This window comes from Syntrophales bacterium (assembly GCA_023229765.1).
GTDB lineage: Bacteria > Desulfobacterota > Syntrophia > Syntrophales > UBA5619 > DYTH01.
In genome coordinates this window covers 14,430-36,325 of record JALNYO010000037.1, presented here as the reverse complement: position 1 = coordinate 36,325, position 21,896 = coordinate 14,430, and the positions used below count along the sequence as shown (strand labels likewise).

Annotated in this window: 26 protein-coding genes; 24 read left to right on the top strand and 2 right to left on the bottom strand. The window is 51.3% G+C overall.

Annotation, left to right across the window (positions count from 1 at the left end; genetic code table 11):
• From M0P74_14960 to M0P74_14940, 5 genes are all read left to right on the top strand, one after another.
• Positions 1-923: hypothetical protein (locus M0P74_14960; protein MCK9364885.1), on the top strand; the 923-nt coding region annotated here is incomplete at its 5' end.
• A 6-nt stretch (positions 924-929) separates the two neighbouring features.
• Positions 930-1,862 carry a tRNA (adenosine(37)-N6)-dimethylallyltransferase MiaA gene (gene miaA / locus M0P74_14955; GenBank protein MCK9364884.1) on the top strand — a complete coding sequence of 311 codons (933 nt, stop codon included), beginning with the start codon at positions 930-932 and terminating at the stop codon, positions 1,860-1,862.
• Entirely contained in the window at positions 1,840-2,229 is a 390-nt protein-coding gene (locus M0P74_14950) for a BrnT family toxin (protein ID MCK9364883.1), read from the top strand. The genes miaA and M0P74_14950 overlap by 23 nt, the downstream gene beginning before the upstream one ends.
• 4 nt (positions 2,230-2,233) lie before the next feature.
• The gene (locus M0P74_14945) at positions 2,234-2,455 is read left to right on the top strand and encodes a BrnA antitoxin family protein (GenBank protein MCK9364882.1); all 222 of its coding nucleotides are present in this window, start codon (positions 2,234-2,236) and stop codon (positions 2,453-2,455) included.
• Between the two features lie 111 nt (positions 2,456-2,566).
• Positions 2,567-2,719: a hypothetical protein gene (locus tag M0P74_14940; GenBank protein MCK9364881.1), complete on the top strand. Its 153-nt coding sequence runs from the start codon at positions 2,567-2,569 to the stop codon at positions 2,717-2,719.
• Between the two features lie 23 nt (positions 2,720-2,742).
• On the opposite strand, the gene M0P74_14935 is transcribed toward M0P74_14940, so the two are convergent.
• Entirely contained in the window at positions 2,743-3,246 is a 504-nt protein-coding gene (locus M0P74_14935; protein MCK9364880.1) for a DUF4263 domain-containing protein, read from the bottom strand.
• A gap of 36 nt (positions 3,247-3,282) precedes the next feature.
• Positions 3,283-4,257, bottom strand: a complete 975-nt coding sequence (locus M0P74_14930) for a transcriptional regulator (protein ID MCK9364879.1) — start codon at positions 4,255-4,257, stop codon at positions 3,283-3,285.
• Between the two features lie 432 nt (positions 4,258-4,689).
• Here M0P74_14930 and M0P74_14925 point away from each other — a divergent pair, with 432 nt between their 5' ends.
• From M0P74_14925 to M0P74_14835, 19 genes are all read left to right on the top strand, one after another.
• A complete protein-coding gene (locus M0P74_14925) occupies positions 4,690-5,421 on the top strand; it encodes a DeoR family transcriptional regulator (GenBank protein MCK9364878.1) in 732 nt (243 codons plus the stop codon).
• 78 nt (positions 5,422-5,499) lie between these two features.
• Positions 5,500-5,769, top strand: a complete 270-nt coding sequence (locus M0P74_14920) for a hypothetical protein (protein ID MCK9364877.1) — start codon at positions 5,500-5,502, stop codon at positions 5,767-5,769.
• Positions 5,766-7,004 (top strand): MBL fold metallo-hydrolase, encoded by a 1,239-nt coding sequence (locus M0P74_14915; GenBank protein MCK9364876.1) that lies wholly within the window; start codon positions 5,766-5,768, stop codon positions 7,002-7,004. Before M0P74_14920 ends, M0P74_14915 begins: the two co-directional genes overlap by 4 nt.
• Positions 7,005-7,013: 9 nt before the next feature.
• Positions 7,014-8,000 carry a hypothetical protein gene (locus M0P74_14910; protein ID MCK9364875.1) on the top strand — a complete coding sequence of 329 codons (987 nt, stop codon included), beginning with the start codon at positions 7,014-7,016 and terminating at the stop codon, positions 7,998-8,000.
• A 14-nt stretch (positions 8,001-8,014) separates the two neighbouring features.
• Positions 8,015-8,368 (top strand): hypothetical protein, encoded by a 354-nt coding sequence (locus M0P74_14905; protein ID MCK9364874.1) that lies wholly within the window; start codon positions 8,015-8,017, stop codon positions 8,366-8,368.
• An 82-nt stretch (positions 8,369-8,450) separates the two neighbouring features.
• Entirely contained in the window at positions 8,451-8,870 is a 420-nt protein-coding gene (locus M0P74_14900) for a hypothetical protein (protein ID MCK9364873.1), read from the top strand.
• Between the two features lie 4 nt (positions 8,871-8,874).
• A complete protein-coding gene (locus tag M0P74_14895; protein ID MCK9364872.1) occupies positions 8,875-9,111 on the top strand; it encodes a DUF4160 domain-containing protein in 237 nt (78 codons plus the stop codon).
• The gene (locus tag M0P74_14890; GenBank protein MCK9364871.1) at positions 9,092-9,421 is read left to right on the top strand and encodes a DUF2442 domain-containing protein; all 330 of its coding nucleotides are present in this window, start codon (positions 9,092-9,094) and stop codon (positions 9,419-9,421) included. Before M0P74_14895 ends, M0P74_14890 begins: the two co-directional genes overlap by 20 nt.
• Positions 9,422-9,647: 226 nt before the next feature.
• Positions 9,648-9,854, top strand: a complete 207-nt coding sequence (locus M0P74_14885) for a HEPN domain-containing protein (protein MCK9364870.1) — start codon at positions 9,648-9,650, stop codon at positions 9,852-9,854.
• Between the two features lie 553 nt (positions 9,855-10,407).
• Positions 10,408-11,211: a nucleotidyltransferase domain-containing protein gene (locus M0P74_14880; protein MCK9364869.1), complete on the top strand. Its 804-nt coding sequence runs from the start codon at positions 10,408-10,410 to the stop codon at positions 11,209-11,211.
• Positions 11,212-11,657: 446 nt separating this feature from the next.
• Positions 11,658-14,321, top strand: coding sequence for a valine--tRNA ligase (locus M0P74_14875; GenBank protein ID MCK9364868.1), 2,664 nt, complete (start codon positions 11,658-11,660; stop codon positions 14,319-14,321).
• Positions 14,322-14,530: 209 nt separating this feature from the next.
• Entirely contained in the window at positions 14,531-15,427 is an 897-nt protein-coding gene (gene nadC, locus M0P74_14870) for a carboxylating nicotinate-nucleotide diphosphorylase (GenBank protein ID MCK9364867.1), read from the top strand.
• 270 nt (positions 15,428-15,697) lie between these two features.
• Positions 15,698-16,525, top strand: a complete 828-nt coding sequence (locus tag M0P74_14865; protein ID MCK9364866.1) for a biotin--[acetyl-CoA-carboxylase] ligase — start codon at positions 15,698-15,700, stop codon at positions 16,523-16,525.
• 4 nt (positions 16,526-16,529) lie between these two features.
• Positions 16,530-17,303 carry a type III pantothenate kinase gene (locus tag M0P74_14860; GenBank protein MCK9364865.1) on the top strand — a complete coding sequence of 258 codons (774 nt, stop codon included), beginning with the start codon at positions 16,530-16,532 and terminating at the stop codon, positions 17,301-17,303.
• Positions 17,304-17,312: 9 nt separating this feature from the next.
• Positions 17,313-17,927 (top strand): dephospho-CoA kinase, encoded by a 615-nt coding sequence (gene coaE, locus M0P74_14855; GenBank protein ID MCK9364864.1) that lies wholly within the window; start codon positions 17,313-17,315, stop codon positions 17,925-17,927.
• Between the two features lie 408 nt (positions 17,928-18,335).
• The gene (locus M0P74_14850; GenBank protein ID MCK9364863.1) at positions 18,336-19,592 is read left to right on the top strand and encodes an acetate--CoA ligase family protein; all 1,257 of its coding nucleotides are present in this window, start codon (positions 18,336-18,338) and stop codon (positions 19,590-19,592) included.
• A 12-nt stretch (positions 19,593-19,604) separates the two neighbouring features.
• Positions 19,605-19,883, top strand: a complete 279-nt coding sequence (locus M0P74_14845) for a hypothetical protein (GenBank protein ID MCK9364862.1) — start codon at positions 19,605-19,607, stop codon at positions 19,881-19,883.
• Positions 19,884-19,904: 21 nt separating this feature from the next.
• On the top strand, positions 19,905-20,813 hold the full coding sequence (locus M0P74_14840) for a succinate--CoA ligase subunit alpha (GenBank protein MCK9364861.1): 909 nt from the start codon (positions 19,905-19,907) through the stop codon (positions 20,811-20,813).
• Positions 20,814-20,842: 29 nt separating this feature from the next.
• Positions 20,843-21,736, top strand: a complete 894-nt coding sequence (locus M0P74_14835) for a CoA ester lyase (protein MCK9364860.1) — start codon at positions 20,843-20,845, stop codon at positions 21,734-21,736.
• Positions 21,737-21,896 lie beyond the last annotated feature (160 nt).

Genomic DNA, 21,896 nt, shown 5'->3' with positions numbered 1-21,896 from the left:
ATAACCGCACTGATAATCGCACGGGGGTGGTGGCGCCTGGTTCATATAATGACCGTGTCGAAGAGGCCCTGAAGCGCTACCGGATTTCTTCCGGCCCGCAGAAACTCTATTTTGGCGGTCAGCCGGGACGGAGTTCTGATCTGCCGTCATTTTTCCCGGAGCGGCAAACGTATCCGGCAATGAATGATGATCGGGCGCCTGCAATTCCGGAGCGCCCGGCAGATTTGTCCGAACTTTCCAAAATACCGGCAGGGACGGAGGGAATTAACGATTCAACGCCTGAACAGCCCTGCGAAAATGTTCCTGATGAGGGAGACGCGGCGGACGTGGAACATTATTTTACTAATCTGCTTTATCTGGGGCAGGTAGAGGGAACCTATCTTGTCTTCGCAGGGGAGGAAGGACTGGTAATTATTGATCAGCACGCCGCCCATGAGCGCGTTTTATTTGAGAAAATGAGAAGACAGGCCGAGGCGGCCAAGGAGCGCGGCGCCGGTCAGCGGCTGCTGCTTCCGGAGGTGATGAGTCTGCCGCCGCGGGAGCTTTCCTTTCTTGTCGAGTCTATCCCGATCCTTGCCGATGTCGGAATGGAAATAGAGCCGTTCGGCGGCGACTCGGTGGTCGTCAAGTCCGTGCCGGCCTTTTTCGCGGAGGGCGATGTCCGGACGATGCTTGCCGATCTCTTGTCCGAATGCGGCGGCGTCGATAAAAATATCCCCCTGCTCGAAAGACGCGACCGGATATTTGCCTCCCTGGCCTGCCGGGGCGCAATCAAGGCCAATCAGCGCATGAGCGCCGCCGAGGCGGAGAGCCTCTGTCGGGAACTGGACCGGTTTCCGGGGATTGCCACCTGTCCGCACGGCCGCCCGCTGAAGATCGCCTTTTCCAAGTATGCGCTGGAAAAGCTCTTCAAGAGGAGATAGCCGGTTATGGCCGCCCCTGATATTCTTCGCGACCGGCTGATTTGCATTCTCGGGCCGACCGGCGTCGGGAAGTCCGCATTTGCACTGAAGCTGGCCGAACATTTTCGGGGAGAAATCGTCGGCGCCGATTCGCTGCAGGTTTACCGGCAGATGGATATCGGCACAGCCAAGCCGACCCCGGAGGAGAGGCGCCGCATCCCCCACCATCTGCTCGATGTCGTTGATCCGGATCAGCCGTTCGACGCCTCGCGCTATCTGGAAGTGGCAACAAAAACGATAATCTGTCTGCAGCAGGCCCGAAAGCAGCCATTCGTCGTCGGGGGAACCGGCCTTTATGTCAGGGCGCTCCTCGGCGGATTGATAGACGGGCCGCCGGCGGATGAAGCGCTGCGCAAAAAGCTGAAGGCGGAGATTAGTGAGAAGGGGAAGAATTATCTCTACGAAACGCTCAAAAACAGGGATCCCCGTGCCGCCGCGGCTATCCATCCCCACGACGGCATCCGGATAGTCCGCGCCCTGGAGGTGCTGGAGTTGACCGGTCGCTCCATTGTCGAGCATCAGCAGGAGCACCGTTTTCAAAGAGCCCCCTGGGAATCACTGCGGATTGGTCTGCGTCGGGAGCGGGAAGAACTGAACCTCCGGATTGACCGACGCACTGACCAGATGATGGCGGACGGTTTTCTAAACGAGGTGGAGGGGCTCATCAGCAGAGGTTATGCTGAATCGCTGAAGCCGATGCAGTCCTTGGGATACCGGCATCTAAGCGCCGTCGTCCGCGGCAAGGCAAAGCTTGAAGAAGCGGTTGCCCTGATCAAGCGCGACACCAGGATGTACGCCAAAAGACAAATGACCTGGTTTTCCGCCGACCGGGAAATAATCTGGCTTGCTCCGGGCGATTTCGCAGCAGCATTGAAACTTGTGGCCTCTTTTCTCCGGTAAAATCGTCGCCTTTCTGATTGCCGGAAAAGGTATTGACTTTGTCCGAAATGTAGTTATTATTGTAGCTACAATGCGCTTCGAGTGGGACGAAAACAAAAACAGCGAAAACATCCGAAAACACGGGATTGATTTTGCCGATGCCTGGCAGGTGTTCGAAAATCCGCTGTTTGTGAAATTAGACGACCGTGCAGATTATGGAGAAGATCGGTGGACAGGTGTCGGCATGATGTCCTACGGGATCGTCATCGTCCTCATTTTCACAGAAAGAGAACAAGAAACGATCCGCATTATTTCCATGAGAAAGGCAACGAAAAATGAGCGCACAAGATATGAGAAAGCAATCAAAAACAGACGGGGCAAAGCTTAAGTCCATGAAGGACAGGGATATCGACTTTTCCGATGCACCCGAGCTCAATGATGATTTCTTTACCGGCGCCACCCTGTGGCCAGGCAGGAAGAGACAGATCACCCTCCGGCTTGATCCCGACGTAGTGGATTTCTTCAAAACAAAGGGTCGGGGCTACCAGAGCAGCATCAATGCCGCCCTCCGCCGCTACATGGAGGCCCAAGAGCGCCGTATGAAAAGCACTTGATTCCTGTATCCGCTTCACAGAAAAGCATGTTTTGCCGCATTGACAGGCGTATCAAAACGAACCCTGGAGCAGTAGGAACAGGGGCGGCGCGAACCCTCCGGGGCGGCAAAAATGTTGATCAAAATAGTTGATCTACTGCCGGAAGTGCTGGAAGAAATGACCGTTTGCCGCGCTCGCCGCCGCCGACCTTTTGCCCGCACCGATTTTGACGAAACAGATCCGTTCGTCCGAGAAATCATCGTGACCGGGGAGCGCATCGTGTAGTGCAATTCCTTACGTTATGATATCTACTTCTGATTTCTTTGCCAGGCTGAGAATAGACAAAATAGCGTCGCATCTTCGCATTCAATGATGTCCTTTTGAAAAGTCTGTGGGTGCGTTTCCGATATAATTACCTTATTTTTATCGACTTCACTCTCGTTTTCGCTCCATTGGAAGATAACCTCCCACACTTCAGCCGGCGAACTATTTTTCGAATAATAGGGCATGCTTGCAATGGAGAGTGTATCGAGTCGGTCAATATCAGATAATATCTCATTAACTGAATTGGGTTTGCTCGATTTAAATTCGCAGAAGACAATTGACTTTCCCAATCTGTCTACAAGAACCATATCAATTCGCCCCCCCGCAATTGGGACTTCGGAAAAACAGTAGTACTTCTCGGAGTAGATTTCAGTAAATATGGTCGAGATATTGGCTTCGGTTGGCGGGGTTGATTTTGTTGACGGCCAAAGGGTAGCAAATTTTATTCTCGCTATTTCTGCAAACTTTTCAAATTCAACTTGAAACATATTCCGCCATCCGATACCGGTCCGATTTGGAGTACTTCAATATTTAGGTGCTTTCGTAAAAACCTTTTCATTCTGCCACGTCAGCCAGCCCTCCATTTCTGCCATTAATTCCTGTTTCAATTCCTCCGGTGCCAGAATCTTCACATTCGGTAGCCATGTCTTCAGAATATTTCGTATTTCTTTATAATTACCGACGAAAAAAGAGACGATTAATGAGTCGTCGGGCTTTACCTCTCTGATCTCCTGGGTGGGGAATATTTTGCGGCGTTTGAAGTAATCGGCGCAAGATTGATCGACCAGGATGACAATCTCGATGATCCTTTCAGCAGAGAACCATATATTGGCGCTGTTTTTCAAGTCGCCATCCAGCGAAGTGGGAATGCACTTGAAGCCGGTTTTTGTAGCTTTGAAATCTTTGATCTTGTCCAGCGCATAGCGTTTCAGCTCCCCGTCGCGGGTATCCTTGCCCACCAGATACCAGAAGCCGTCAAAGTAAACGACTTTGTAGGGTTCTGTGATGACCTCATAGGGCGAAAAGACGGTATATTGAAAACGGCCCTGTCTTTTCCCACAAATGGCCTTGACGATTCTGCTCAAAAGGCGACTGTCCAGGGGAACGGATTCGTCGATCTTGACAAAGACCGGTTCCGCCATGACCACATCGTAGAGGCGATTGAAAAGACCGTCGGCGGCATTCTGAAATGGCTGACCAAGCTGCAGGACAAGATTCTTCAGGGCGACCACCAGGGCCAGTTCTGTATCGTCGAAGACCTCAAAGTGCTTGAGGAGGCTTTTATCCAGCGCGTACATCCCTTTTGCTACTTCCTTGACAGGAAATCCCGCCGCCTTGAGAAACAGAATATCCCGTTGGATCGTGCGCACCGTCGTCTGCAGCGTTTCCGCCACGGCTGACAGGGACACTTTTTCTTGTTCCATGAAGGCTCGCAGCATCCGACCGAGTCGTGCCAATTTTTTCTGCATATACCTCGGACTTTCCATGGCCTGCGTCATAATTCTTCCTTCCCGAAGTCAATTTGCGAATCTCATAGCATCATTCTCGCTTTTTCGCGACAGATAGTTGTCGTTCGGCTATTGAATGAATCAAAATACCATGATAATCAATGGCCCAGATTACAATCATAGAAACTTTTACACTTCGTGGACGTTGTCTGCCATCTATTCAGAAAAAGGTGATACGAGACGACGGCAGCGTAAGAACATATTTTGATTGGGAATAATGTGTATATGTCCGGGCTGTAAGAGCATCTGTGTTTGTTGCAAGATAAAAATGGAGATTTGCTCCCGACTTTAATTCAGGGTGAAGAAAATCAAGACGAAATGCAGTGAACTTCAATCCCGGAAATATTCTTTCGCAGGAGGACAATACGTTGTCCCAGCAATGTGGTATGGCTGTACGAAACATAGTGGGAGGAAAATGCGAAAATGAATCTCAAAGCCACGGAACATGCCTTGCCGGATAGTGGCAAGCGCGATGCTAAAACAATCAATGTCTTGAAAAGCAGAACCGTGATGACCCGGAAGGACGATCCCCCCGTTTCCTTTTCGGCGGATACGCCGATTGTAACTTTTGGGACAGATAGAGTTATGAATGACGCGCTTAAAGCAATTGCTGCTGAATTGAAGGTCGATATTCTTTTCTCGGAAACAACCACCGATCTAATCGCCTTCCCGGCTTTCATGAATATCATTAATCCTTTAGATCTGACGGAAAACGAAACGGATGAGATATTTCAGTTGTTTTCCTTTCTGGAAGAAACCGGTGACCCCAAATCATTGTGCATTCTCTTTACATCCATACCGCCTTTCAAAATTCCCAAAGGAGTAGAAAAGTTTATCATCAAAACACCAGGAACGATTGATGAAGGATATCTGAAGCTGAAGATCCTCAACAAAAGGGCAGCGGCCACCCGGCATAACAAGCAGCACCGGGATTATGACCGTAAAATTTTCCGACTTCTCAAAATCATGAAAGTCCTTAAATCGGAAGGTATCATGTATGTCGAGGACATGTGCAACGAGTTCAACGTCTCACCAAAGACTGTCCGCAGAGATATTGATTTGTGGAATGCTCTGGGTGAAATCATCGAATATGACCGGAATAAAAAAGGTTATGTCCTTGCCTATTCGGATGGCCTCGTCTATGATCTGTCCTAAAAGAGGGCAAAAATTCAGAATGGAAGTATGGCAATCAATAAACGCATTGATAGTGAATTTCCTATAAAGGAGAACCACATGAAAGCAAATAATCTTCCGGAATATCATGAGCTTTTTCAAGGTGGGGATGGGAATGTTACCCTTAAAGTTCGTTTTGCCAGCCGGCAAGAAATAAAAGGGCGTTCGTTTCCGCCGAAGCAGATTCACTGGAAGGATGTCCTATGTTTATTTGGTGGAGCGGATGGCATGCCGTTCAATCAGATGACCTTTGATGAGTGGCCATTTACCGTGAAAAAGATCGAAATCGAACCCGACAGACGCCAGGTGACCCTGGTAATCTTACCATGAAAATTATCATCCATCGCGGCGCTCAGGAAATTGGCGGCACTTGTATCCAACTCTCGACCGAAAAAACCACGATCCTTTTGGATCTGGGGTTGCCGCTGTCAGCGGAGAGCAGGAAACTTGACGTTGCCTCGTTCCAACCCGATGCGGTTCTGATCAGCCACCCTCATCAGGATCATTTTGGTCTTATCGACGCCCTTGACCCGTCCGTGCCGGTGTATGTAGGCGAGTTGGGGAAACGCCTGATAGATGCGCCGCGAATGATTCTCGGCAAGGCACTGCCCACCAACCAGTTCTGCTACTTCAAAAACAGACAGCATTTTTCGGTGGGGGACTTCACCATCACCCCCTATCTCGTCGATCATTCCACCGCCGATGCCTACGGATTTCTGATTGAGGCTGAAGGGAAGAGGGTATTTTACAGTGGTGATTTTCGGGCGCATGGCAGAAAATCAGTCCTTTTTGATAATATAGTTAATAACCCTCCCAAGGATATTGATCTGCTCTTCATGGAAGGAACCATGCTGGAGCGGAGCAATGACGATTTTCCCACGGAAGCCGCTGTTGAACAAAAAATATTCAAAACCATTAAAGCACAGGAAAATATTACGTTTCTCATTTCATCATCCCAGAACATTGATCGGATTGTGTCGGCTTACCGGGCCTGCAAGCGGGCGCACAAGACCTTGGTTATCGACATCTACACGGCTTGGGTACTTGAGCAGCTCACGCTTGTATCCGACAGTGTACCGAACATGGCATGGGAACCGGTAAAGGTTTACGCTTCTAAAAGCCAAGACAATACGCTGAAAGAACATACCGACTTTTTTGGAGATTTTCGCAAGCGGCTTTACAAGCACCGGGTCCGGAAAGAAGAGCTTCATGCCAACCCGAACGATTATCTGTTTTTGGGCAAGATGTCCCATTTCCGGATCATTGACTTGTACAAAGCCGTAAAGCCGGTTAATGTCATTTACTCCCAGTGGCTCGGCTATCTTTCGTACTCGAACAAAGATTATTCTGGCGCTGAAGCCATAGCCGCCTACCGGAACGATCCACAGATCAAATTCCTCTATGCCCACACCAGCGGCCATGCGACGGTGGAGGATTTAAAGACTTTTGCCGGTGCGCTGAAGCCGAAGATGCTGGTTCCCGTGCATACGGAATACGGAAGTAAATTCAGCAAACTATTTGATAATGTAACTGAGCTTGAAGACGGTAGAGAACTACAAATATAGGGGGGCAATATGACCATTGAAGAACTGAATAAACAGGTTGCTGAGAATCGAGGCATTCCTCGTGGCTGGCCAGGAGATATGACATACAAGGCAATAGATGAACCAACCGTGGCTAAAGTCATCATTACTGCTAACACCGCAAGTGATGGAGTTTTGAAGAAAATTGATCCATGGGGGTTTGCCTTTCTCAGCAAAGCACAGGACATCATTGGCAAAAAATCGGTGGAAATGAAATTTTGCATTCCTATTCCTGATTTATCTAAGAAAGCGCTCCAATACGAGGCACTTAAACGGCGACTGTCCTACTTGGCAGTTGCAAACGATCTGACAATAATCTTGGAGCAGGGTACTTCTCCTGACCCGCTCTACACTGAAGAGGAGCTTAAGAAAAGACCGGACGACGAAGTGGTGCGGGACGATTTCAGCCGACGTGGAGATGACGATGAAGCGGGGAGGCTTGAAAAAGATTTTCAGACATACCTTTTTGGCAAGGGACTTCATGACGATTTAGCGCAAAAGAAAGCTCGCACCAACGAACGATTAGGGCTATTCGGCAACGATTTTATTCGAATCGGTAAGATTAAGAATATTGCTGACGGGAAGCCTTACAATGTCGAACGGGAGTTTCCGACTGGCGCTTTCCATGAAAAAGTGGGTAAAACCAATCGGGTACTCCCAACCGAATACGTTGATTTAGTCACTATCAACCGTAATGGAGATTTATCACTTATTGAGTTGAAGTTCGATGATCCTAAACTGGAAGTGATACCTCAGGTTCTTAATTATGCTCTTTTTTTCCATGCGTACCGAAGTCAACTTACCCCATTAATTGACAAACGGCTGGCCTGCTCAACGGAAAGACGTAACTTAGTAACCTATTTGGTCAGCAATACATTTCACGAAAGATTCGATAAAGTCTTTCCTTACTATGCAAAAGGACAATTAGCTCTCAAACAAGTCATCATGGGCTATATGCCCGAACCAAAAAAGGAATGAAGGGAAAGTCGTTTATGGCTGAAATTGAATTCTGGATAGGCGTGGATCTGGACGGTACTTTGGCTGAATATCATGGCTGGATCGGAATCCATCATATCGGTAAGGCGATCACGCCGATGGTTGAACGTGTTCAGCGCTGGATAGGCGAAGGGAAGAAAGTCAAGATTTTTACCGCACGGGCTTCCGAAGGACCGGCGGCGATCGAATTCATTCATGCCTGGCTTGGCAAACAAGGGCTCCCCAAACTCGAAGTAACCAATATCAAAGACTCCGACATGATGGAATTATGGGACGACCGCTGCATTTCTATAGGAACGAATACGGGCCAGATAAAAAATCATGCTGATTTGATGGGAGAAAAATTATGACGAGCGCAAAGGCTGATTTTGTCCACTTTCATGTTTACACAACATAATACAAAAGTGAAGCCATTCGAAAGGGGGAACTGATATGGATGAGACCGCAAGCCGAAAATCAGAAATTGAGCGATTTTTTTCTGCGCTGCAGGCGAAACGCAAGAGTTTCGACGATTTAATGAAGCTTTACGAACCGGTACTTGCCCTGCATTTCTTTAAGTTCTCTGATGACATCCCGCCAAGATATTATGTCAAGATATTATTGACATCCAATTCTCTTCTGCTTATACTGAGCATCACAAAGGCAAATTGGCAATTTATTGATATTTTTTCAACAAATAGAGAGCGCGGCCTGACCAGCGACGAAATCCGCAAAAAGCGCCGGCTCCATGAGCCGAAGATGGAAATTGAAATCGTCAAGGGCACAGTCAAGAATCAAAAAGCATTAAAGACTATGAACTTGCGATCTAATCCGATTTCCATGAATACATATCCTTTTTCAAGAAGGGAATAGATGAATGCCCACGATACTTCGAGTTGGACCATATCGATTTTTCTTCTATGCCGGTGATCATGGCGAGCCTGTTCATGTGCATGTCGAACATGATGATAAAATTGCAAAATTTTGGCTTGAACCAGTAAGATTAGCCAATAGCGGTGGCTTTAACAGGCTGGAATTATCGGGAATATTCAAGATAATTGAAGTGAATGTGGATAAAATATTGGAGGGGTGGCATGAATACTTTGGCGATTGAAATTGTAATGCCGGTTGCAGAAAGTGTATCCGTAACAGATGATACACTGAGTGTTAATCTTAGTGACGGCAGAACCCTTTTAGTTCCCACTGCCTGGTATCCCCGTCTGCTGTGTGCTAAGCCGGAGGAAAGAAACAAATGGCGGTTGATTGGAAGGGGAGACGGGATTCATTGGGAAGATATTGACGAGGACATCAGCATAGAAGGTCTATTGTCGGGAAAACAATCCGGGGAAAGCCAGACATCATTTAAAAATTGGTTTGAGGCAAGGCAAGCACGCAAAACACCCATAAGGGCAGCGGGCGGCTAATGGCCGCCGCAGACCGCTGCGCAGGCCAGGATTGCAAACCTTGAACTTGCCGCCTTAGACTAAGCGGAAAGAAGCCGCTATCGCGAGACAAGCCCTATCAACCGGGCGCTTCCAAGCTTTGCTGTGGCAAAGGATATTCTGGTGTATTCTGCTGATGAAGTTGTTCGCTGGAGTAACTCTTTGAATCATGTGATATCCAGTGCCTTGCGGGATGGGAGGGAATTATATGTGCGACCTTGATCATGCCCGGCAGATGCTGAAAATAGCCAAGCGTGATCTGAAAGCGCTTGGCGGGATGTTGGATCCCGATACCTTTGCGTATGAAATTTTCGGTTTTCATGCCCAGCAGACAGCGGAAAAAACCTTGAAAGCCTGGATATCAGCGCTTGGTGGAAGTTACGGGTTGACGCATGAGCCTTGGGCTCTTGCTTAATTCATTGGAAACGTTGGGGACTGATTGCTCCAGCTTCTCAGATCTTCCAGATCTCACGATATTTACCGTACATTTCAGATATGACGATGCAGGCGATGATTCTGGATTTCCGGAGTGTGAAGAGGTGCTTGGGAAAATTTCCACTCTTGTGACTCATGTTGAAGGTGCATTATGAGAAAAATAGCCATAATTCGGAATGTTGAAGAGACACAGCGGATCGCGGGGGGCCGATGCGATCCAACTGGCGGTCTTCGGCGGGGGCAAGGAGTTGCTTGCAGCATTGCTAACAAGTTTGCCTGTTCCCTTCAGCATTACGCATGGCTGGCGCAGGGGTGAAAAAACCTCTAATGATGCCTGGCGAAAATCCATCGCCAATTTACGGAGCCGCATCTTAGCAAAATAAGAGAGATCAGAAAATGGTTGCAGGAAAATATAAACTGTTAATATACGAAAAGATCAGGGAGTAAGTTAAGTCGCCGGAAAAGAGCAAGGTGCCGGCCTGGCGTCTATATCGGTGGACTTGTTTTGAGGTGCATCCGGAGAAGTTGACGCCATGAAATCAAAAATCCGCTCCCAACTCCGTGAAATCGAAACCAACGAAAATGTTCGGATTGTCTATGCCTGCGAATCAGGCAGCCGGGCCTGGGGCTTTCCATCCGCCGATAGCGATTATGATATTCGCTTTTTGTATGTTCATCCCTTGGAATGGTATCTGTCAATCGACGTCACCCGCGACGTCATCGAACGACCGCTTCAGGATGGATTGGATATCAGCGGCTGGGATCTGAAAAAGGCCCTGCGGCTGTTCCGCAAATCAAACCCGCCGCTTCTGGAGTGGCTGGGCTCTCCCATCGTCTATCTGGAGGAATATTCGACAGCGGAAAGTATGCGTTCGCTATTGCCTGATTACTATTCCCCCACGGCCTGCCTCTATCATTATCTCCACATGGCGCGAGGAAATTACCGGGAATATCTTAAGGGCGACGTGGTGTGGATCAAAAAATATTTCTACGTCCTGCGCCCCATCCTGGCGATGAACTGGATTGAGCGAGGGTGTGGTGTCGTACCCACGGATTTCAGCATCCTGATTGATAAGCTGGCCTTGGAGCAGCCGGTCGCACAGGAGATCGTCCACCTTCTGACGGCTAAGCGCGCCGGGATGGAACTGGACAGGGGGCCGCGCATTGAAACCTTGAGCCGCTTTATCGCGGATGAACTTGACCGCTGGGAAAAGAGCAGCGTCATTAATCAGCAGCATCCAATCAACACCGGCACACTGGATGAGCTTTTCCGGGCAACGTTGGCTCTGGCATGGAGCACCGTGCCGAAGAAGGAGCGCAATGGAAACGATCAATAATACTCCGGTCGATGAATTTTATGATCTGTTGTCGGGGACTCACTTACGACGCCCTCAAGGCCAAAACGGTGATTTCAGCCTTCTTGACGGTTGAATTCGACATTCATGACTACATGGGGTAGGCAAATCGGTCGGCAAGACGAAAGTGACCGTTGTTCTTGCGGATGAACGGGGAAAGTTGTGGAGCGGGGTGAATGCGTTGAAACGGGTCCTTGTGCAGGAGTGAATTGACCTCACGCCAGATTGGACGGCTTTCGGCTTTTTCAATTCCAACTTAAACTTCATTTTATGAACATTAAATTGCATTTTCTTGACTTCAGGACCGGAAAAATATAGAAAAACCGCGCGACAATGCGGAGGTACTCCGAAATCTTTTTGATTCCGGCATGTTTTGAGTATTTCGAAAAAAAAGTTTAGTCTTATAATATGGTTGACTGGAGAATGTAATGGAAAATGGTTTGCTGGCAAAGACGTTTGAGCCCCGCGAGGCGGAGCTGAAATGGTATAAATACTGGATGGAAAAGAATCTCTTTCATGCCGAGGACAAAAGCGACAAGGAACCGTTTGCGATCGTTATCCCCCCGCCGAATGTGACCGGGATGCTGCACATGGGCCATGCCCTGAACAACGTACTTCAGGATATATGCTGTCGTTACAAGAGGATGCAGGGTAAAAACGTCCTCTGGATGCCAGGCACCGATCATGCCGGCATTGCGACTCAGAATGTGGTGGAGCAGCAGCTTGCCAAGGAGGGGCTGACCCGTCACGACCTCGGCCGTGAGAAATTCATCGAGCGGGTGTGGGAGTGGAAGGAACATTCCGGGGGAGTCATCATCAATCAACTCAAACGCCTTGGTTCTTCCTGCGACTGGGCCCGGGAGCGCTTCACGATGGACGAGGGGCTCTCCAAGGCGGTTCGCGAGGTATTTGTCCGCCTTTACAACGACGGCCTTATCTACCAGGGCAACTACATCGTCAACTGGTGTCCCCGCTGTCTTACCGCCATTTCCGATCTGGAGGTCGAATATCATCAGGAGGGGGGTAATCTCTGGAACATCCGGTATCGGTTTGCCGACGGGGAAGGGGAGATTGTTGTTGCCACAACGCGTCCGGAGACGATGCTGGGAGACACGGCGGTTGCCGTCAATCCGAACGACGAGCGGTACCGGCAGCTTGTCGGAAAAGAGGTCATCCTGCCGCTTGTCGGGAGAAAAATACCAATTATCGCCGATGATTACGTGACTATGGAGTTCGGCTCCGGCGCCGTCAAGATCACCCCCGCCTCCGATCCCAATGACTTTGCGATGGCCGGGCGGCATGGGCTTGCCATCATAAAAATTATGGACGATAACGCCGTGATCAACCAGAACGGTGGCGTTTATGCCGGTCAGGATCGCTACGAATGCCGGAAGAACATCGTCCGCGATCTTGAAGAGGGCGGATTTCTCGTCAGCGTCGAGCCGTACAGTCACAACATCGGCAAGTGTTACCGGTGCAAGACCGATATAGAGCCGGCCGTATCGAGGCAGTGGTTCGTCAAGATCGAGCCGCTGGCGAAAAAGGCGATCGCCGCGGTGCAGGACGGCCGGATACGCATTATCCCCAAGGGATGGGAGAATACGTATTTTGAGTGGATGAACAACATTCGCGACTGGTGCATCTCCCGGCAAATCTGGTGGGGGCACCGGATTCCGGTTTGGAACTGCGAAGATTGCAAAAAGACGATCGTTTCCGTTCATGATCCGGACCAATGCCCGCACTGCGGAAGCGCGAAGCTCCGTCAGGAAGAGGATGTCCTCGACACCTGGTTCAGCTCCGGACTCTGGCCGTTTTCCACGCTGGGCTGGCCTGAAAAGACGGAGGCGCTCCAGACGTTTTACCCCACCTCGCTTCTTGTTACCGGCTTCGACATCCTCTTTTTCTGGGTTGCCCGGATGATGATGATGGGCATTTATGTGATGGACGAGGTTCCTTTCCGGGATGTCTATCTGCACGCGCTGGTCCGGGATGAAAACGGCGACAAGATGAGCAAGTCAAAGGGAAACGTGATCGATCCCCTGGAGATGATGGACAAGTTCGGAACGGATGCCTTCCGCTTTACGCTGGCCGCCTTCAGCGCCCAGGGGCGCGATGTCCGGATGTCGGAAGAGCGGATTGAGGGTCACAAATTCTTTGTGAACAAAATCTGGAACGCGAGCCGGTTTTCGCTGATGAACCTGGAGGGCTATGATGCCGGCAGTTTAGTGCCGGCAGGCGACCTGTCGCTGGCCGATCGCTGGATAAAATCCCGGCTGAATCGGGCCGTCTCCGGGGTTATCTCCGGCATTGACGAGTATCGCTTCAACGACGCGGCGGCGGCTGTCTATCAGTTTATCTGGCACGAGTTCTGCGACTGGTATCTGGAGCTTGCCAAACCCGCCCTTTACGGAAATGTCGATCCCGCAAAAAAACTGGCGGCTCAAGAGACCCTGCTTTATACGCTGAAGACCGCCCTTAAGCTTCTGCATCCGTTTATGCCTTTTGTCACCGAGGAGATATGGCAGGCGCTTACTGAGGAGGGAAAGTCGATTATGATAAGCGACTTTCCAGTGGTTGACGAGGGACTCGACGATCCGGCCGCGGAAGGTGAAATGGAACTGGTCAAGGAGGTGATAACGCGGATCCGCAATATCCGGGGCGAGATGTCGATTGCGCCGTCTCTGAAGCTTACGGTGCAGTTGACGACCCCCTCTTTGCCGCTCCGAGAAACGCTGGAGCAGGGGCGTGCCGATATTGCTGGTTTGGCTAACCTCCAGAGTCTGGAGATATCGGACGAGATCGCAGAGCCGAAGGGCGTGGCCACGGCGATTGCCGGGCAGGTTCGGATTTATGTTTTTCTTGCCGGGACCATCGATATAGAGGGAGAAAAAAACCGTCTTGCCAGGGAGATAGCCAAGGTCGAAAAGGATCTTGCCGTGGTCGGAAAAAAACTTGCCAACCCCGATTTTCTCGCGAAGGCGGCGGCGGAGGTGGTCGGCAAGGAACAGGCTAAGAGGCGGGATTTTGAGGAGAAGAAAAATGCGCTCGGCACGGCCCTGAAGAAAATCATTGAACTTCAGGAAAATGTATAAACCCCCATGCCCGTGTCGGGCACAACGAAGCATGAAAATCCCCCCTTACCCCCCTTTGGTAAAGGGGGGATGGGGGGATTTTCATACAAATGCAGTATGCCAAATCGATTGGCGCAGCGTAATCCGCCGTGAAAAGTCGGAGGGCGCTGTGGCTTCTGCCGGCTGGCGACGCCGGTTCCGGGCAGCTAACAGGCATAAGGAGTGAACGTATGTGGCCGCGCTATTTTTTGACGGAATTTATCAGGAGCGCCCTGGCCGAGGATGTCGGCGCCGGCGATATCACGACGAACGCTGTCCTGGCAGGAAGCGAAAGCGGGATGGCCTCGGCAACCGCGAAGGATGAGCTTGTCCTGGCGGGAATTGAGGTCTTTGGCGAGGTTTTTTTGACCCTCGATTCGACGCTGATTTTTACCCCCCGCAAAAAGGACGGGGAAAATGTCGCAAAGGGCGAGATTATTGCGGAGATATCCGGTTCGCTGGCCTCCATTCTGACGGCGGAGCGGGTGGCCCTTAACCTGCTGCAACGCATGTGCGGCATAGCGACCATGACGCGTCGTTTTGTCGAAGAAGCGGCCGGGACCAAAGCCAGAATCATCGATACGCGCAAAACCGTTCCGGGGTTGCGCGCGCTGGACAAGTACGCGGTGCGGGCCGGGGGCGGCTTTAACCACCGTTTTGCCCTTTATGACGGGGTGCTGATCAAGGATAATCACATAGCCTCCGCGGGGGGAATCACGCCGGCCATCCGGAAGGCGCGCGAATTTATTCCCCATACGCTCAAGGTCGAGGTAGAGGTTAAAGACAGTGAAGAACTTGAGGAGGCGCTCCTGGCCGGGGCGGATTCGATACTCCTTGATAATATGGATGTTTCCGGGATCGCCGCCGCAGTTGGGATTGTCCAAGGCAGGGTTCCGCTGGAGGCGTCCGGCAACATGACGCTCGAGAGGATTCGCAAGGTAGCGGAAACAGGCGTTGATTTCATTTCTGTGGGGGCCTTGACCCACTCGGTGCAGGCTGCTGATATCTCCCTGAATATCACCGCAACGCCCCTCCTGGAAGATAAAAGTGCAACACAGATGACGGCGCGCCGTCACAAAAAACGATGAAAACGCAGTTTAATGTTCACAAAGCGAAGCTTGATGAACTCGTCAAAAGTCAATTTTCCCCTCCCCTGGCGGGAGGGGATGAAGGGGAGGGGGAAAGAACAGTCGGCAATACAGTAGCTTATCACCCCCACCCTAACCCTCCCCCATCAAGGGGGAGGGAAGTTGGGACTTTTGACGAGAGCATCAAGTTTAATGTTCCTGAAATGGAGAGGCGCGCTCCGTCGCGTCCTAAACGGTTGGTAAGAAAGAACCATTTAAAATAAATAATTTATGCACGCATTTTCGAGTGAAAAGAGGCATAATGGCGGTGAGTCGTTTGACATCGCTTTATTAACGGAGCGGCTGCGCGGCTGCAAGACGGGTTTTCCACTGTACTATTTTGAAAATGTCGATTCTACAAACGCTGTTGCCATGCGGCTTGCGCAGGAAGGGGCAGCGGAGGGGACAATGGTGCTCGCTGATTTGCAGACGGCGGGTCGAGGGCGTCTGCAAAGGGTTTGGCAGTCCCCGGCTGGGTGCAACCTTTATTTCTCCGTCATCCTGCGCCCGGAACTTGCACTGGCGAAGGCGGTGCAGATCACCTTTCTGGCGGGGGCGGCGGTTGCGGACACCATCGCGTCCTTTTGTCCGGACGGCATCGAGATCAAATGGCCCAATGATGTTTTGATCCGCAGTCGCAAGGTGTGCGGCATTCTGTCGGAGCTCAGGACGAAGAATGGAAGGATGACGGCAATCGTAGGCATCGGCATCAACGTAAATATGAAAAGAGACGATTTTGCCCCTGAATACAGGCAAATTGCCACTTCGCTTTTAGAGGAGACCGGACGGCGGCACTCCCGCGAGGATGTGCTGTGCAATTTCTGCACCAATTTCCAGCGCTGGTATGAACTTTTTCTTAGCGAGGGATTTGGGCCGATTCGGCAGGCGTGGTTTTCCCGAACAAAAATGGTGGAGAAAAATGTCAGGATTCTTTTCGGTACTGAGATAAAAGAGGGCATTGTCTCCGGCCTTGACGAAGACGGGGCGCTGCTGCTTGCCGGCGCGACAGGCGCCGTCGAGAGGATAATCGCCGGCGACGCAACAATCATAAAGGAGTGAGGACATGCTTCTGGTTATGGATGTGGGAAATACCAATACGGTGCTTGGCCTCTATGACGGCGAAGAATTGGTTCACGACTGGCGGATCAGGACTATTATCGACCAGACTCTGGACGAATACGGCATCCTGATTCTGAATCTCTACAAAAACAGCAAAATCAGTTCCAGAGCGATAACGAACATCATTATCTCCTGTGTTGTTCCCCCGATGCTTAACATTCTGGAACCGCTTTGTCTGAAGTATTTCGGGATAAAACCCCTGATCGTCGGACCCGGGATTAAAACAGGAATGCCGATTTTCTACGACAACCCCCGGGAGGTCGGCGCCGACAGGATTGTCAATGCCGTTGCCGCCTACGAGAAATACCACAGGGAAATGATCGTTGTTGACTTCGGTACCGCGACGACCTTTGACTACATATCGGCCAAAGGCGAATATATGGGAGGGTGCATCGCTCCGGGGGTGATGATTTCGAGCGAGGCGCTCTTCGAGAGGGCCGCGAAGCTGCCCAGAGTTGAGCTTTGCAAGCCGCGCCTTGTTGTCACCAAGGATACCGTAAGCGCGATGCAGGCGGGGATCATGTACGGATACGCAGGCCTCGTGGATGGGATTGTGGAGAGGATCAGGGCGGAGGTTGATTCTGCGCCCCTCGTTGTGGCGACCGGGGGGCTGGCAAGGCTGATTGCCGGAGTCGCGCGAAGCATCGAGGTCGTGGATGACATGCTGACGATCGAAGGATTGCGCATCATCTTTCAGCGAAATATAAAAACTTTGTAACGGCGCCGTATGCTGAATGTAGGTCTGACGGGAGGGATAGCGAGCGGGAAATCAACGGTTGCCCGGATACTGGTTGAAAAAGGGGCGCTGTTGATCGATCTGGACGAACTGGCCCATGAGGTGGAAGCGCCCGAAGGGGAAGTCTGGGAGAAGATTGTTCACCACTTTGGGGAAGGGGTGCTGAGTGCGGAGCGAACGATCGATCGCAAGAAGCTGGGGGCAATAGTTTTTGCCAATCCCTCCCAACTGCTGCTCTTAAACGAACTGGTTCACCCGGCGGTTTTTGAGGCATGGCAGCGGCGGTTGCGCGAGCTGCGCCAGGCAAGCCCCGAGGCTATCGTCTTGTCGGCAATCCCGCTGCTCATTGAATCCGGCATGGTGGAACTGGTTGATCTTGTCCTGCTCGTCTATCTTCCGCCTGAAAAACAGATAGCGAGGCTGATACGGCGGAATGGCTACAGCCTGCAGGAAGCAAAAGAGCGGATCGCCTCTCAGATGGCGATTGAAGAAAAGATGCGCCATGCCGATATTATTATCAATAATGAGGGTTCTGAAGAGGAAACAGCAAGAGAGCTCATCGATATCTGGGAAGAGTTAAAAAAGAGAGAAAAGGAGGTACGCTGATCCGTCCGCGTGTGCTATATTAGCACTATGGTGTAAATAACGCACTAAATGTGTATCCCCTGATCTCTGCCATCGCGCCGCCCTCTCTTCAAAATAACGCAGAAGCGACGCGCTTCTGTTAATCATATTATGAACATTAAACTTCGTTTTCATATAATTGACATCATTTATAAGTAAATCAGGACGTCTTTTGAAAATTGGCACTTGTATTGCTTATTATCTTTTGATCATTTATGAGCAAGAGAGTATTGTACTCCCATCACGCTATGGTTTAACGAGTTTGGAATAAACCTTACGGGTTGCTGGTTCTGATCAATTACGGTATTCCGAAAATGGTTGGTAGGCGAGTGCATCCCCAGCTAATGGAATGCCGGTTTTTGTTTTTTATTTGAATTCAGGAGGTTAGGTATGGCGCGACTGCACGAATATCAGGGTAAGGCGTTGTTTAAAAAGGCAGGAATGCCTATTCCCCAGGGGGATGTCGCCAAAACGCCCGAAGAGGCGGCCAGCATTGCCGAAAAGATTGGGAAACCCGTCGTTGTCAAGGTTCAGATCTGGACGGGAGGACGCGGCAAGGCGGGAGGGGTTAAATTCGCCGATACCCCCGCGGAGGCAAAAAAGGTTGCCGCTGCGCTATTGGGGGCAACGATAAAAGGGCTTTATGTGGAAAGCGTGCTGGTCGAGGAAAAGCTCGCCATCGACCGGGAGTACTATGCGGGGATTATCGTCAATGCCAGCGCCGATGCCCGCTGTCCGGTAGTGATGTTCTCCACGGAGGGCGGCATGGACATCGAGGCGGTTCCCCACGACAAAATTGCCCTGATGAATGTTGATGTCATCAGGGGCTTCAGAATCTACGATGCCCTTAATCTCGCCAATAAGCTGAATGTTCCGAGCGCCCACATTGCGCAGGTTGCCAAGCTGATGGTGGGTCTCTATGAAACATTCAGGAATTATGGCGCACGGCTGATTGAAATCAACCCGATGGTGGTGACTAAGGCAGGCAAAGTGCTCGCCAGTGATTGCCGTATTTCGATCGATGATTCCTCAGTCATTCGCCATCCCGAGCTGGGCATTGATGTCGCCCGCGAGGCCTCCACGCCCCCTACCGAACTGGACAGGATTGCCTGGTGGGTAGAGGAAAACGACCTGCGGGGCACCTGCTATTTTGCCGAGATGAACAATGAAATAAAGGATAAAGAGGTGGTCGGCACGATTGGCTACCACGGGATGGGCGGCGGCGGCGCGATGCTGGGAGTTGATGGACTAAACCGGCAGGGCTTGAAGGTTGCGGATTTTGCCGATACCAGCGGAAATCCGCCCGCATCGAAGGTTTATCGCGCGGCGAAGCTGGTTTTTTCGCTGCCGGGCATTGACGGATATATGCTGGGCGGCTTCATGGCGGCCAATCAGGAGCAGTGGCATCACGCCCACGGGGTAGTCAAGGCTCTGCGTGAGGAGCTTCCCAAACGTCCCGGTTTCCCGGTTATTCTGCTGCTGGCGGGAAACAAGGAAAAGGAGTCGCTGGAGATCCTGCGCGAGGGGACGAAGGACCTGAAGGCGCGAATCCGCATCTACGGCGGGGAGCGCGTCTATGACACCGTCGGGCTTGCCGCGGAGATGAAGGAAATGGTTCTGGAATACAAGAAGGAACAAAAAGGGTAAAGGAGGCCGCCCATGGAATTTCAGGAAAAAACAATAAAAATCATTATTGATGAAGTCAAGTGTCGGGATTGCGCGACGAAGGCGTGTATCGCGGCATGCAAAACCTATGCGCGGGGAATTCTGGTTCTGACGGACGCCGGAATTCCGTCTGTCAAGGGCGACGCCCTGCGTCTGGGAACGGAGTGTTTGGCTTGTGAATATGAGTGCAGAGTCAGGGGTAACGGTGCTTTAACTATCGAGGCGCCGACGCCGGGGTTGGAAGAGTACCGGCTCAAGATGGGAATATCTTAAATCCAGGAAGGTGGTGAAAATATGGCTATCCTGCTTACAAAAACAACAAAGGTGGTAGTTCAGGGGATCACCGGCCGGGAAGGGTCGATGCGCGCCCGATTCATGAAGAATATGGGGACGAACGTCGTTGCCGGCGTTACCCCCGGTCGCGGCGGCGAGGAAGTTGATGGAATCCCCGTTTACAATACGGTGAAGGATGCGGTCAAAAATCATGGCCTTTTCGATGTATCGGTCACCTTTATTCCGGGGACGGGTTTGAAGGATGCCGTCTTCGAGGCCCTCGATTCGGATATCAAGTGGATCGTCATGCCGGTGGAGCGCGTGCCGCTGTACGATATCCTCGAGATGGTCGCCTATGGGAAGCAAAAAGGGGCGATGCTCCTTGGCCCCGGCTCGATCGGGGTAAATTCTCCTGGGGTTGGCGCCCTGGGCTGGCTGGGGGGATCTGTCGAATTTGCGACGCAGCATTTCGTTCCCGGCCACGTAGGCGTCATCTCCCGGAGCGGCGGGCAATCGGGAACGCTTCCCTATGTAATCCACCAGGCAGGATTCGGCGTCAGCACCGTCATCCATGTCGGCACGGAACCGGTGACCGGGATGTCGTTTGCCGATGTGCTGCCACTTTTCCAGGAGGACCCGGACACGGATGCGATGGCGATCTTCGGGGAGATGGGGGGCCATCACGAAGAGGAAGCGGCGGAGCTGGTCCGTTCCGGAAAGTTCACCAAACCGATTATTATTTACGTTTCCGGGGCCTGGGCGCCCGCCGGGATGAAATTTTCCCACGCCAGCGCGATCGTCGAGCGGGGAAGCGGTTCCACCCAGGACAAGATTACCAGACTTAAAGAAGCGGGAATTATCGTTGTGGATAACCCCAATGAAATTCCCCAGCGGCTCAAAGAACTCAAGCAACAGGGAAAACTGAGATAAACAACTTATAAACGAAAGGAGCAATTATTATGACAGTAATGAGATCGGTATTTTATATCCCCGGCAACAACGAAAAGATGGTAGGCAAGGCGCCGGAGACGGGCGCGGACATTGTTACCCTCGATCTGGAGGATTCCGTTCCCCCCGCCGAAAAGGTGCGGGCGCGCGAGGTGGTCAAAGAGAATCTGAAATTTGCCGGAACCGGCGGCTCCAAGGTGTATGTCCGGATCAACAACTGGGAAACCCTGATGACCAACGACGATCTCGAAGCGGTTGTTCATGAGGGGCTTGCCGGCGTCTGCCTGGCGAAGACAGGGGAGCCGGACAACGTGAAGCGTTTAGACTGGAAACTTGAGGAGCTCGAAAGACGCCGCGGCATTCCGGTTGGAACCGTCGCGATTCAGCTTTTGATCGAGACGGCCAAGGGGATGATCCATGCCTACCACTCCGCTGTTGCCAGCAAACGGGTTAACTCTCTGATCTTCGGGGCGGTGGATTATACGAAGGATATGCGGGTAAAACTCACATCCGAGGGCACAGAGCAGCTTTATGGCCGTTATTTTACCGCCGTTGCCGCCCGCGCCGCCGGTTGTGTTGCGATTGACTGCCCGTTTGTCGATTTCAAGAATATGGAGGCGTTTGAAAAGAGCGTTCTCGAAGGCCGGCAGATGGGTTATGAAGGAAGAATGCTGATCCATCCCAGCCAGATTGAGCCTTCCCACAAGCTTTACATGCCTTCCGCTGATGATGTCGTCTGGGCAACCGGCGTTGTGAAGGTGTTCGAGGAAGAGGGCCTTGCCAAGGGCGCCGCCGCTGTTTCCTTCAACGGCAAGATGGTCGATACGCCGGTTTATGATAATGCCCGGCAGATCCTGGCGACGATGAAAGAGATTTCCGAGCTGGAAGCAATGCGTAAGAAGTAACAATGAGGGCATAAGAGTGATTTTTGCGGCTATCCTTAAAAAATCAGGCATAAGGCTGTATTCCCGCTTTAACCAGTGGGGTAGGGCCGCGTAGTAATAAAGGGCGAAGCGATCTTCTGTTTTCACTGATTGCTTCGCCTTTTTTAGATTTAATCTGGGA

What these genes read in the sequence shown, in the direction of transcription:
- miaA (MCK9364884.1), top strand. Translation starts at nt 930, where the DNA reads ATGGCCGCCCCTGATATTCTTCGCGACCGGCTGATTTGCATTCTCGGG.
- M0P74_14945 (MCK9364882.1), top strand. Translation starts at nt 2,234, where the DNA reads ATGAAGGACAGGGATATCGACTTTTCCGATGCACCCGAGCTCAATGAT.
- M0P74_14940 (MCK9364881.1), top strand. Translation starts at nt 2,567, where the DNA reads ATGTTGATCAAAATAGTTGATCTACTGCCGGAAGTGCTGGAAGAAATG.
- M0P74_14935 (MCK9364880.1), bottom strand. Translation starts at nt 3,246, where the DNA reads ATGTTTCAAGTTGAATTTGAAAAGTTTGCAGAAATAGCGAGAATAAAA.
- M0P74_14930 (MCK9364879.1), bottom strand. Translation starts at nt 4,257, where the DNA reads ATGACGCAGGCCATGGAAAGTCCGAGGTATATGCAGAAAAAATTGGCA.
- M0P74_14925 (MCK9364878.1), top strand. Translation starts at nt 4,690, where the DNA reads ATGAATCTCAAAGCCACGGAACATGCCTTGCCGGATAGTGGCAAGCGC.
- M0P74_14920 (MCK9364877.1), top strand. Translation starts at nt 5,500, where the DNA reads ATGAAAGCAAATAATCTTCCGGAATATCATGAGCTTTTTCAAGGTGGG.
- M0P74_14915 (MCK9364876.1), top strand. Translation starts at nt 5,766, where the DNA reads ATGAAAATTATCATCCATCGCGGCGCTCAGGAAATTGGCGGCACTTGT.
- M0P74_14910 (MCK9364875.1), top strand. Translation starts at nt 7,014, where the DNA reads ATGACCATTGAAGAACTGAATAAACAGGTTGCTGAGAATCGAGGCATT.
- M0P74_14905 (MCK9364874.1), top strand. Translation starts at nt 8,015, where the DNA reads ATGGCTGAAATTGAATTCTGGATAGGCGTGGATCTGGACGGTACTTTG.
- M0P74_14900 (MCK9364873.1), top strand. Translation starts at nt 8,451, where the DNA reads ATGGATGAGACCGCAAGCCGAAAATCAGAAATTGAGCGATTTTTTTCT.
- M0P74_14895 (MCK9364872.1), top strand. Translation starts at nt 8,875, where the DNA reads ATGCCCACGATACTTCGAGTTGGACCATATCGATTTTTCTTCTATGCC.
- M0P74_14890 (MCK9364871.1), top strand. Translation starts at nt 9,092, where the DNA reads ATGAATACTTTGGCGATTGAAATTGTAATGCCGGTTGCAGAAAGTGTA.
- M0P74_14885 (MCK9364870.1), top strand. Translation starts at nt 9,648, where the DNA reads ATGTGCGACCTTGATCATGCCCGGCAGATGCTGAAAATAGCCAAGCGT.
- M0P74_14880 (MCK9364869.1), top strand. Translation starts at nt 10,408, where the DNA reads ATGAAATCAAAAATCCGCTCCCAACTCCGTGAAATCGAAACCAACGAA.
- M0P74_14875 (MCK9364868.1), top strand. Translation starts at nt 11,658, where the DNA reads ATGGAAAATGGTTTGCTGGCAAAGACGTTTGAGCCCCGCGAGGCGGAG.
- nadC (MCK9364867.1), top strand. Translation starts at nt 14,531, where the DNA reads ATGTGGCCGCGCTATTTTTTGACGGAATTTATCAGGAGCGCCCTGGCC.
- M0P74_14865 (MCK9364866.1), top strand. Translation starts at nt 15,698, where the DNA reads ATGCACGCATTTTCGAGTGAAAAGAGGCATAATGGCGGTGAGTCGTTT.
- M0P74_14860 (MCK9364865.1), top strand. Translation starts at nt 16,530, where the DNA reads ATGCTTCTGGTTATGGATGTGGGAAATACCAATACGGTGCTTGGCCTC.
- coaE (MCK9364864.1), top strand. Translation starts at nt 17,313, where the DNA reads ATGCTGAATGTAGGTCTGACGGGAGGGATAGCGAGCGGGAAATCAACG.
- M0P74_14850 (MCK9364863.1), top strand. Translation starts at nt 18,336, where the DNA reads ATGGCGCGACTGCACGAATATCAGGGTAAGGCGTTGTTTAAAAAGGCA.
- M0P74_14845 (MCK9364862.1), top strand. Translation starts at nt 19,605, where the DNA reads ATGGAATTTCAGGAAAAAACAATAAAAATCATTATTGATGAAGTCAAG.
- M0P74_14840 (MCK9364861.1), top strand. Translation starts at nt 19,905, where the DNA reads ATGGCTATCCTGCTTACAAAAACAACAAAGGTGGTAGTTCAGGGGATC.
- M0P74_14835 (MCK9364860.1), top strand. Translation starts at nt 20,843, where the DNA reads ATGACAGTAATGAGATCGGTATTTTATATCCCCGGCAACAACGAAAAG.